General features: G+C 57.1%; 5 protein-coding genes. All 5 read left to right on the top strand.

Going from position 1 to position 11,776, the window contains the following annotated elements; genetic code table 11:
- The first annotated feature begins 8 nt into the window (after window positions 1-8).
- The 5 genes from ACCQ16_RS16680 to ACCQ16_RS16660 all read left to right on the top strand — a co-directional run bounded on the left by ACCQ16_RS16680 (window position 9) and on the right by ACCQ16_RS16660 (window position 11,729).
- Window positions 9-2,174 (top strand): type I secretion system permease/ATPase, encoded by a 2,166-nt coding sequence (locus ACCQ16_RS16680; protein WP_218504568.1) that lies wholly within the window; start codon window positions 9-11, stop codon window positions 2,172-2,174.
- Window positions 2,171-3,592: an HlyD family type I secretion periplasmic adaptor subunit gene (locus tag ACCQ16_RS16675; RefSeq protein WP_218503387.1), complete on the top strand. Its 1,422-nt coding sequence runs from the start codon at window positions 2,171-2,173 to the stop codon at window positions 3,590-3,592. Before ACCQ16_RS16680 ends, ACCQ16_RS16675 begins: the two co-directional genes overlap by 4 nt.
- A gap of 4 nt (window positions 3,593-3,596) precedes the next feature.
- Window positions 3,597-4,211, top strand: coding sequence for a Rossmann-fold NAD(P)-binding domain-containing protein (locus ACCQ16_RS16670; RefSeq protein ID WP_372380029.1), 615 nt, complete (start codon window positions 3,597-3,599; stop codon window positions 4,209-4,211).
- 112 nt (window positions 4,212-4,323) lie between these two features.
- Window positions 4,324-4,926, top strand: coding sequence for a hypothetical protein (locus ACCQ16_RS16665; protein WP_014091026.1), 603 nt, complete (start codon window positions 4,324-4,326; stop codon window positions 4,924-4,926).
- Between the two features lie 29 nt (window positions 4,927-4,955).
- Window positions 4,956-11,729: a calcium-binding protein gene (locus tag ACCQ16_RS16660; protein ID WP_277572488.1), complete on the top strand. Its 6,774-nt coding sequence runs from the start codon at window positions 4,956-4,958 to the stop codon at window positions 11,727-11,729.
- Window positions 11,730-11,776 lie beyond the last annotated feature (47 nt).

The following is an 11,776-nucleotide window of genomic DNA, read 5'->3' as shown; positions in this document are numbered from 1 at the left end:
GAACGCGTATGTCAGGGGGAAGTGCGTCGCTCTCGTTGGTCGAGGGCGGCTCGTCGGTGCAAGACCGACCGGATTTGGGGCTGCAGGGACTTGTCCTTCTTGCGCAATTTCATGGCGTTGCCGCCGATGCGACGCAGCTTGCGCACGGCTTTGGCCGTGGGGGCGAGCCATTCGACGAAACCGCGCTGCTGCTGGCTGCCAAGCAATTGGGGCTGAAAGCCAAGGTCGTCGCCCAACCGGCGGCGCGGATCGGCATGGCCGCGTTACCGGCGCTGGCCCTGGTGCCGGATGGTGATGCCTTTATCGTCGCAAAGGTGGGTGCGGACCAGATCCTGGTCCACGATCTGGTCGAAAAGCGGCCACGCTCCATCTCTCCCGCCGAGTTCGAAGCACGTTACCAGGGGCGGTTGCTGCAGGTGGCCTCGCGGGCTTCGGTGCTCGGCGACCTGGCCAAGTTCGACTTCAGCTGGTTCATTCCTGCGGTGGTGAAGTACCGCAAGTTGATGATCGAGGTCTTTATCGTCTCGTTCTTCATCCAGCTGTTCGCGCTGATCACGCCACTGTTCTATCAGGTGGTGATGGACAAGGTGCTGGTGCACAACGGCCTGACCACGCTGGACGTGATCGCGATCGGGCTGGTCTCGATGGCGGTGTTCGACGTGCTGCTGTCCGGATTGCGCACCTACGTCTTCGCCCACACCACCAGCAAGATCGATGTGGAGCTGGGTGCGCGGCTGTTCCGGCATGTGTTGTCGCTGCCGCTGGCGTATTTTGAATCGCGGCGGGTCGGCGACACCATCGCGCGCGTCCGCGAGCTGGAGAACATCCGCAACTTCCTGACCGGACAGGCGCTGACCTCGGTGCTGGACCTATTCTTTACGGTGGTCTTTCTGTCGGTGATGTTCTGGTACAGCGGTTGGCTGACCTTGATCGTGGTGCTGTCGCTGCCGTTGTACGCGACCATCTCGGGCCTGGTCACCCCGGTGCTGCGCAAACGCCTGAACGACAAGTTCGCGCGCGGCGCCGACAACCAATCCTTCCTGGTGGAGACGGTCAGCGGCATCGGCACGGTCAAGGCGATGGCGGTGGATCCGCGCGTGACCCGCACCTGGGACAACCAGCTGGCCGGCTATGTCAGCGCCGGGTTCAACGTCACCCGCATCGCCACGCTGGGCCAGCAAGGCGTGCAACTGGTGCAGAAGCTCACCGCCGTGGCGGTGCTGTTCTGGGGCGCAAAGCTGGTGATGGAAGGCAAGCTGTCGATTGGCCAGCTGATCGCCTTCAACATGTTGTCCGGCCAGGTCACCGCGCCGATCATTCGGTTGGCTCAGTTGTGGCAGGACTTCCAGCAGGTCGGTATCTCGGTCGAGCGGCTGGGCGACATCCTCAATACCCGCACCGAGTTGCCGGGCAGTCGCCTGGCATTGCCGCCGATTCGCGGGCAGGTGACGTTCGAGCGGGTCACGTTCCGCTATCGGCCGGATGCGCCCGAGGTGCTCAACGGGATCGAGCTGGATATCCGCCCAGGCGAAATCATCGGCATCGTCGGCCGTTCCGGCTCCGGCAAGAGCACGCTGACCAAGCTGGTGCAGCGGCTCTACACGCCCGAGCGCGGGCGGGTGCTGATCGATGGCCAGGACCTGGCGCTGGCCGATCCGGCCTGGTTGCGTCGTCAGTTGGGCGTGGTGCTGCAGGAAAACTTCCTGTTCAACCGCAGCGTGCGCGAGAACATCGCGTTGACCGATCCCGGCATGCCGCTGGAGCGGGTGATCCATGCGGCCAAGCTGGCAGGTGCCCACGACTTCATTCTGGAATTGCCGGAAGGCTACGACACCAAGGTTGGCGAGCACGGCACCGGCCTGTCCGGTGGGCAGCGGCAGCGCATTGCGATCGCGCGCGCACTGATCGGCGATCCGCGCATTCTGATTCTCGATGAGGCCACCAGCGCCCTGGATTACGAATCGGAGCATGCGGTGATGAGCAATATGCGCGCCATTTGCAAGGGACGCACCGTGTTGATCATCGCGCACCGCCTTTCTACCGTGCGGCAGGCCAATCGCATCGTCGTGGTGGAGAAGGGACGCATCGTCGAGAGCGGCTCGCATGCCGAGCTGGTCGACCGCCCGGAAGGCCAATACGCACATCTGTACAGACTGCAACAGGGGACACCATGAAGCACCTGCTCCAGGGATGGCGCGATTTCTTTCTCCGCTATTTCAACATCTTCAAATCGGCCTGGGCGGTGCGCCGCCAGCTCGACCCGCCCGCGCGCAGCGCCGACGAGCGCGCGTTCCTCCCCGCCCATCTCGAGCTGACCGAAACGCCTGTCTCGCCCACCGCGCGCTGGACCATGCGCATCATCATCGGCTTCTTCTGTGTCGCGCTGCTGTGGGCGTGCCTGGGCAAGCTCGATATCGTCGCCGTGGCACCAGGCAAGACCGTGGTCGACTCGCGGACCAAGGTGGTGCAGACCGCAGAAACCGCGGTGGTACGCAGGATCCTGGTACGCGACGGACAGGCGGTGAAGAAAGGCCAGCTGCTGGTCGAACTCGATGCCACCGCCACCGGCGCCGAGTTCGCCCAGGCAGGCGACGCATTGGTCAACGCACGGCTGGCCGCGCTACGCCAGGCAGCGTTGGCGACCGCCATTGCGACCGGGCAGCCGCCGCAGCTGGATCCCGCTCCGGATCTCCCCGCCGAGCGCGTGGCCAACGAGCAGCAATTGGTCAGCAGCCAGTTCGACGCATTCCAGGCGCGCCGGCATAACCTGCAAGCCAGCATCGCCCAACGCCAGGCCGAGTTGCAGACCACTCAGGACGCGATCCAACCGCTGGCCGAATCCGCACGCATCTCCAAAGTGCGCGCAGAGGACTACGCCCGCCTGGTCGAAGGCAAGTACGTCGGCCGCCATGACTACCTGTTGCGCGAACAGGAACGCATCGCCGCAGAAAGCCAGCTCGCCACCCAGCGCAACCGCCTGCAGGAAATCCGCTCGGCGATCAGTGCGGCGCAGGAAGAGTTGCGCGTGCTTGTCACCGACACACGCCAGCAGGCACTGGATGCCTTGCGCCAGGCAGGCGAGCAAGCCGGCCAGCTGACCCAGGACGTCGCCAAGACCGGCCAGCGCGACAAGCTGATGGCTCTGCACGCACCCGTTGACGGCACCATCCAGCAGTTAGCCGTCCACACCGTAGGTGGTGTAGTCACGCCTGCACAGCCGTTACTGGTCGTAGTGCCGGCCGAAGAAGCACTGGAGGTCGAAGTCACCGTCCTCAACAAGGACATCGGCTTCATGCGCCCGGGCCAGCCGGTCACCGTCAAGGTCGATAGCTTCCCCTATACCCGCTACGGCTATCTGACCGGCACGGTCGCCAGCGTCTCCCATGATGCCGCGCAGGACGAAAAGCTGGGTTTGGTATTCCCCGCACGCATCAAATTGAACGGCAGCACGCTGGCGATCGATGGGGTCAAGGTGCGGATGAGTGCCGGGATGAGCTTGAGTGCGGAAGTGAAAACGGGCAAGCGGCGGGTGATTGATTATTTGTTGAGTCCCTTGCGAGTGCATGGCTCGGAATCCTTGAGGGAGAGATGAATTTATGAAACTGCTGATGCTCGTCGGTTTGGCCTTGGTCATGACGTGTATGTCTGGCTGCAAGCAAAAGATGAAGTGGGAGGAGCAGGTCTGGTTGGATGAGGGCCACTTTGTAGAGGTGGAGCGTCAGGCAGAAGGGACAATTGATTTCCCAAATTCTTCGTCAATCGTCACCCGGCATCAAGAATTTAGATACGACCCTTTGCAAGTGTTCTGGGAGAAAGAAGGAGCGGCGCAAGTAAAGTCTTTTTACATCGCTGGCAGCGATGCTTATCTCGTTACAACTGCCGGGAAAAGTCGCGATAATTTCTGCACGGGAAGACGTAAAGGCGAATTTCTTTTGAATGTCTTGCGCTGGCGCAATGGGAAGGTGCAAGAGATCGACCAGCACGAAGCACCCCTAGATAAGATGCGGATGAATCTTTCCGGGAATGCGCACTGGATCCTTCGTAAGGATGGCTGGGCGGGGGGGCGCAACACTTGTCATGGAAAGAAATTGCGAGAGTCACTGGGCAATTTGACGACCAGCCGCCAAGGTCGGTCTCTGATTTTTATACTAGAACACCAAACCTATCTTGTAATTAAGGAGGGGCGAAGTGATTTGGCTAGGCTGCTGTAACCAATGAAGTGCATCCACGCAATGCAGCGGGCATTGCGTGAATGCACTTTCGCTGGACCGGTGTGAGTGCTGGTTAATTTCAAAAAAGAAGTAATCAACGAGGTGCGACGCGATGAAGATGTGTAGGTGGGCGATGGTTGCTGGACTGATGTCTGCTGCCTTGTTGAGCGGTTGCAGCAACAAAGACACGATGCGCTGGAAGGAGCAGGTGTGGCTCAGCGATGGGCGGCGCATCGATGTAGATCGATATTCAGTAGCTCTGAAGAGTGGCTTTCCCAACTCGACCGATGGGCCACCTATTTATCAGGAAATCAACTATGCGCCTTTAGGAGTTCACTGGTCTGCCAAAAGCGGGGTGAAGGGAGTTCCGGAAATGCTTTCCTTCGATATCGTGGATGGTGACGCCTACTTGGTCGTTGTTGATGAAGACCTCGAAGAATTCTGTGTTGGCAAGCCGAAAGGAACTTATTTGATGAGTGTCTATCGTTGGCGCAATCGGGAAATGCAGGAGGTAAATCAGCATGAAGCACCCATCACCCGCATGGGTATAAATTTGTCGGGAACGGGGAATTGGGGCTTTCGTCATGCGGACAGACCTGTGACCTATCTTTCTTGGGATGACATTGCTTATGTGACAGGGCAACCTAGCTCAGGGCCTCCAAAACTTCTTTCCGAGTTTTATAAGAAAAGACAAGGCTATGCGGTTTGTAAATAAATTAATCAATAACTAAATGGTGAATGGAAATGGAATTCAGTAATATAATTCTTGATTATGCGCAGCTGGCCGCGAATGTCTATGGATCGAAGTCCAGTGTGAGGTCGGAACTGAATACTGTTCAGCTCCCCGAAGGATGGAGCCAGATCGACGAGAAGATCTCGCAGAGCGGATTCATGGCTAGGGCCTATCGCAATGCAGCCACGGGGGAGGTAGTGGTCGCTTATGCAGGGACGACGCTAGAAGAAGGTCAAGCGCTCGATGACTGGATCACGGGAAATGTACCAGCAGGCGTAGGCGGGTTCTCCCAACAGGTCTTCGAAGCCATAGAGTTCTATCTGAATGTACTGAGCTTGCCGGTCGTGGACTCAGCGAAGACTAGTTTCACCGGTCATTCGCTAGGTGGCGGGCTCGCTTCGTTGATGGCGGTTTATTTCGATAAAAAAGCGACTGTCTTCGATCAGGCGCCTTTCGAGAAGTCGGCGGCAACGTCTACATACGACCTGTATCTGGAACCATTGAAGTACGCAGGCTATACCCTTCCTCAGGAATTTAAAGACTACGATCTGCTCCATTACAACGAGCGGAAATCGAACGTGCAACAGATTGTGGTGGCGGGCGAGGTACTCAGCTATAGCACTGAAAATTTGTTCAAGATCAATGATGGAAATCCGCTTGTGCTCGATCCGGAAGCGGAAGATATCTTTGGCTGGGGCGGAAGCGTAGCGGCTGACTTCGCCAAGGCAGTCGACCTGCATTCGATGACACTGCTTGCTGGGTTCATGAATTCGGAAATATTTCTTGAGGCCTCCAAGAATTTCAAAGAGTTGCTGCCAAGAGTATTTCGGGGGGCATATCAAAATGTTGTGCCGACAAATCGTACTGCTAGTACTTTGCTTGAATTGCTGGTCCAGCGCCAGATCGTAGGAGAAGGCGCGCTCGACACGCTCGCGGCCGACGTGGCGAAGATCGTGGGTACCGAACTGCGCGGCACGGATAGTTTGTTTTTTGTCAATGAAAACGGAGACGACAAGCAGCTCAATCTGGCCGCTGCGCTCATCGATGTCGTGTTGGCGGGGCTCTATCAACAGGCCAATGGCAGGCGGCCGCAGCAAGGATTTACTCGCCTGCTTGCCGACGTCCTGATCCGCGCTGACGGCTATCTCGGTTTCGATGCGGAGACTCTTGGCGATGAACGGAAGCGAGGCGTCGACTCACTCAGCCAATATGTCTCTGCAAGAACACAAAACCTTGCCCTCGATACGAATCTTCTGGAGCGCGCGCGCTGGGGCGTTCAGGATGGTGCTGCCATGCACTATGTCGGCTCCGATTTCGACGTGCGCTCGGACGTGGTGGTGGCTCTACACGGCAACAACACCATCGCAGTTGGTGGCGGCGACGATCTGGTCCTGGGCGGCAACGGCGACGACGATATCAGTGGTGGATCGGGCGATGATCTCCTGTACGGTGGCGCAGGATTCGACACGTACCGCTTTCTTACCAACGAATCCCTTCTAGTCAGTACAGATCGCATTTACGACAGCGGCGGCGATGGCGCTGTGTATGTCGACAACGTGGCCGTGACGGCAGGTGCCCGCCTGACGGAAACCACGTGGGCCGATTCTACCGGCAACTTGCGATTGACCATGATTGCGGACCCGGTCCATAGATTAATAATCACCAATTTGGTCAGCGGCGACACGATCCATGTCGAGCGGTGGCAGAACGGTCAGTTGGGGATTTCTCTGGGTGGGGAAATTGGTGTTCTCCCACCGTCGGGGACAAAGTGGGACGGCGATCTGACGCCTGAAGTCGCCAACATCAACGGCGTTTTTCAAGGAACTGACGAGGCCGAAGCGTTCTACACCGGCTTCGGCACCGATACCATCGACGGTGGTGGCGGTATCGATGTCATCAACGGTGGGTCTGGTAGCGACATCATCAACGGCGGTGATGGCAACGATTTCATCGTCGAAGTTGCCAGGACGGCGCGCAATCTGGACCGCTGGATTGGGGCTCCGCCTACCGACAGGATGTTGGCCAGTGGTGTGGGTTTCATGGTTGGTCTGCGTAGCGGCGACGCAGAGGATGCGCGTACCTATTATGAAGACATCTTTCTGGGATTGGTCGGCACCATTCGGGACGGTGGGCCGTCGTTCTATCCCGATCCGGAATTATTTGCCGATAGTGGCGACGTCATCGACGGCGGTGGCGGTTCGGATCTGATCATGAGCGGCGAAGGTAACGATGTTGTCGACGGCGGCATCGGCAACGACGTGATCTCCGGCGGGCATGATAACGACATTCTGTTGGGTAATGACGGCGATGACCTGATCTTCGGAGACCAGATCAACGGTGTCCTCGCAGGCGAAGAGGTTGCCAATCTGTCGTCCGTAGCGCGCGCGGACGGCGACGACATCATCGATGGCGGTGCCGGTAACGACGAGTTGCGGGGCGACGGTGGTAGCGACCAGATATTGGGGGGCGAGGATGACGACGTCATTCTTGGGGACACCGTGGGAATGGACACATCGCGCCAGGGCAACGATAGCTTGTATGGCGGTGAGGGCAGTGATCAGATCTGGGGTGGTGGCGGCAACGACACCATTTCCGGCGATGCGGGCAACGACATCATCTACGGCGACTTCGTGGTTGGGCAGCTGGATCTGCAATTTCACGGTGCTGATCGCATCAGCGGCGGTGCCGGCATGGACTGGATCAATGGACAAGGCGGCGATGATGTCATCGATGGTGGCGATGATGCCGATACCTTGCTCGGGGGCGCTGGGTCAGACGTCATCAACGGTGGCGCAGGCTATGACCTGATTGTCGGCGATGATTCCGATGCCCCGGAAAGCGAGCAGGGCAACGATACGATCGAAGGCGGTTCGGGAGATGACACGATTCTCGGCATGGGCGGCAACGATCAGTTAGCCGGCGGCGAAGGCAATGACGGCCTCTACGGCGACGATCAGGTTGGCAATTTCGCCGGAAACGACAAGCTCTCCGGCAACGCGGGCGACGATTACCTAGACGGTGGCCGGGGGGACGACCAACTTGATGGCGGCACTGGCAACGACATCCTCATCGGCGCAGAAGGAAACGATACCTACGTCATCAGGGCTGGCGACGGTCATGATGTAGTGAGCGGCTTGGGTAATCAGTGGGCAGGGAGCGACACCATCGCGCTAACTGGCTTGTCTAGGAGTCAGGCGACGTTCCGGCGCAGCGGAAGTGCGCTGGTGATGACATTTGGTACAGATCAGTCGGTTCGCCTGGAAGGCTTTCTTGCACGCGACAGTGGCGGGCACCGGATCGTCTTTGGCGATGGTTCGACGATGGATCGGGCTAATGCTCTGAGCTTACTTGGTGGTGGTACTGCGGGTGATGACGAGTTGCAAGGCAGCGACCAAGACGACGAACTGTATGGCGAGGCTGGTAACGACAGAATTTACGGCCAAGAAGGCAATGATTCGCTCAATGGCGGAATCGGCAACGATCTTGTATTCGGAGGGGGCGGAAACGACCTGCTCGAAGGTGGCGATGGCAACGATCTTCTCGACGGCGGAGCCGGCGACGACCGTCTGTCCGGCGGAGCGGGCTCCGACGTTTTCCGCTACGGCACTGGCTACGGCAATGACATCATTGCGTTCGATCCTGCTGCCGATGTTCGGCAAGTACAGCTACTCGATATCGTCAGGCCCGCCGATATGTATTACGCGCTCAAGAATGGCGCGCTAATAATGACAGATAACGATACTGGCCATAGCCTCACCATTGAGGGGTACGCTGGTGCCAATGGAGCGACTGCACGTATCTTGCTGGCCGACGGCAGCGAGCTTTTGCCAGAAATGTTGTGGCGCGGCGCGGATGAGATCGAAGGAAATTCGTGGAACGATGAAATTTATGGGTATGACGGTGATGATCTTCTAGTTGGAATGCTGGGGGACGATACAATTTATGGTGGCAATGGCCAGGATACTTTGATAGGGGATTTTCTCCACATTTATTATTATTGGCAGATGGGGGTGTGGTATAACGATTATCTGGATGGCGGGGAAGGTGATGACTATATTTACGGAAATGGCGGTGATGACATTCTGATAGGTGGTGCAGGCAATGACTCACTCTATGGAGGACTAGGCGCGGATATTCTGAATGGTGGAGCCGGTAATGACGTGCTCTATGGAGGTCCGGGGGCAGATATCTACGAGTTTGGCCGTGGTGGCGGTAGCGACTTCATCCTGGGATCGCCTGGTTGGCACGGGAGTGTTAGGTTTGATGCCAGTGTACTGAAGGAAGATATTGTCGTTTATAACGATGATATTTATGGGGGTTCTTTGCAACTCATCATTGAGGGGGCCAGTGACTCAATTACATTGGGAGGATTTTACGACATACAATCCCCCGGGATCCCTACGCTTGATCCTATCGAGCAGGTCATATTCGCCGATGGCACTGTTTGGGATGTGCAAGAAATATTATATCAATCCATGCGGGGGTCGCACCGTAACGACAATATTATAATTTTTTATCCAAAGGATGAATTTATCGATTCCGGTTTGGGTAACGATATTGTCCAAGGGTTGGAGAACGACGACACCATCTATGGTGGTGCCGGAAATGACAGCTTGTCGGGTGGTGCGGGTAATGATATTTTGGTGGGAGGCAGCGGTTCGGATATTCTCAGCGGCGGTGCTGGAAACGATATTTATCGCTTCGGCGTTGGCTCGGGACTGGACTTCATTAGTAATTGGCGAACAGATGAGCCCGATCACGATTTGATTGAGCTTGGCGAAGGAATTACCACGGAAAACATCCACCTCGCGCGTTCGGGTGATGCCTTGGTAATCGATATCGAGGGCTACACCGACCGGTTGATGGTGTTGGGCCACTTTCTGACGGCCGAGCAATGGGGCAGTGGAGGCCCGATCGATGCGTTGCACTTCGCCGATGGCAGCATTTGGGGCCAAGATGAGATTCTGGAAAAACTTGGTGCACCTCTCGAGCCTATCGAAGTCAGAATTGGCGATTCGAGCTATACCAATTTTTATGATACTGGCGGCTACGTCATCGGCATTCAGAGTACTGCGCGCGATTATAATTTTGAAACGGCAGGAGCCACCTGGTTCGACCTCGGGCCAGGTGATGTACACATTTCTGGCGGTAAAGCCGGGGATACCTACGTGTTCGGCAAGGGCTATGGAATCCAGGCAATACAAGACCACGGCGGAACGGACCGGATAATTTTCAACGCTGACCTGTCCCCTAGCGATTTTACCCTCTACAAGCTGGGCGATGACTTGCAGATGTATGTGGAGGGGCAGTCGCCGCTCACCATCGTTGGATTTTTCAATGAGAGCGGAGTGGCAGCGATTGAATCGATGGTCTTCGCCAACGGAACCGTCTGGGATTCCGCATGGCTGCATGCCAATGCTGTGAACCCGAACGTGACCTTGAACGGAACTGCGTCCAGCGACATCCTGCGTGGAAGCATCGGCAATGATCAGCTAATTGGGCTGGATGGTAACGACCTATTGGAAGGCGAAAGCGGTGACGATCTGCTCGACGGTGGAACCGGCGCGGATGTGATGCGTGGCGGCATGGGAAGCGATACTTACGTGGTGGATGATGCTGGTGACTCGATCTTTGATAATGGATACAACAGTGGATTGGAAGACTTTTGGCGAACAGATATCAATACGGTAATCAGCAGTATTGACTACACGCTGGGCATCAACTTGCAGCAGTTGATCCTTGATGGGACTGCCGATCTCAACGGAACAGGCAATGCAGAATCCAACAGCCTGCAGGGGAACGGTGGAGCTAACATCCTGACCGGGGCGGCTGTGGACGATTACTCTTCTAATGCCGACTGGATGGACGGTGGAGGAGGAAATGATACGTTGATCGGTGCGTGGGGTGACGACACGCTGATCGGCGGTACGGGCAATGATCGCATGGAGGGCGGTGGAGGTGACGATCTTTATTATGTTGATAGTCTTGGTGATGTCATCGTCGAAACCGAGGGCGAGGCCCCTTCAATCCCCATGGCAATGGCGATGCAGTTGTCTAGCGACGCAACGACATTCTCTACCGGGATGTCAGGAGCGCCCGGCATTCCCGCGATGGGCCAACATCCTTATCGCAATGGTGACACGGTAGCTGCCAGCATCGACTTCACTTTGATTGATGAGCTGGAGTCGCTGATTCTGGTCGGTAATGCCGTAAATGGTACTGGGAATGAGTTCCGCAATTGGCTGAAGGGGAATGCACAAGACAACGTGCTGAGCGGTCTTGGGGGCTCTGACACGGTCTCCGGCGGTGCCGGCCGCGACGTTTTGTACGGTGGCGATGGTGGTGATGATTTGGATGGCAACGATGGAGACGACACGCTGGTTGGCGGCGACGGCGATGACCTTTACGTCTATACCGCTGGCCAAGGCCACGACACCATCGTGAATATCGATGTTTATGGCGAAGATATGTTGCAGGTGAACGGGGCAGGCTTCGACCAGTTCAGCTTCGCTCGAGCGGGCGATGACATGGTTGCAACACTGAACGACCAATCCGGTAGTTTGACGTTCAAGGACTGGTATACGGATACGGCCAACCGTGTCGACCGTCTCTACGACCAGAACTGGACGGGACTCAATGCCGATCAGGTGGACAGCTTGGTCGGTGGTGCGGAATTGAGTCAGCTGATCGGTGCGATGTCCCAGGGCGAGACAGGCCAAGAGTTCTATGCGCAAGCATGGAGCGAACGCGGCAATCAGCCGAATGTGATGATTGCTGCGGTCTGACCGTCAGTCGATCGCTGACCTTTCCCCGCAAAAGCCATCACGGCTTT

It is taken from the genome of Xanthomonas sp. NCPPB 1062 (genome assembly GCF_041481705.2).
Lineage (GTDB): Bacteria > Pseudomonadota > Gammaproteobacteria > Xanthomonadales > Xanthomonadaceae > Xanthomonas > Xanthomonas euvesicatoria.
The sequence above is the reverse complement of the archived record's forward strand: the minus strand, read 5'-3'. Positions and strand labels throughout refer to the sequence as shown.

Bases quoted from the DNA above. Each gene is read 5' to 3' on its own strand.
- ACCQ16_RS16680 (WP_218504568.1), top strand. From the start codon at position 9: ATGTCAGGGGGAAGTGCGTCGCTCTCGTTGGTCGAGGGCGGCTCGTCG.
- ACCQ16_RS16675 (WP_218503387.1), top strand. From the start codon at position 2,171: ATGAAGCACCTGCTCCAGGGATGGCGCGATTTCTTTCTCCGCTATTTC.
- ACCQ16_RS16670 (WP_372380029.1), top strand. From the start codon at position 3,597: ATGAAACTGCTGATGCTCGTCGGTTTGGCCTTGGTCATGACGTGTATG.
- ACCQ16_RS16665 (WP_014091026.1), top strand. From the start codon at position 4,324: ATGAAGATGTGTAGGTGGGCGATGGTTGCTGGACTGATGTCTGCTGCC.
- ACCQ16_RS16660 (WP_277572488.1), top strand. From the start codon at position 4,956: ATGGAATTCAGTAATATAATTCTTGATTATGCGCAGCTGGCCGCGAAT.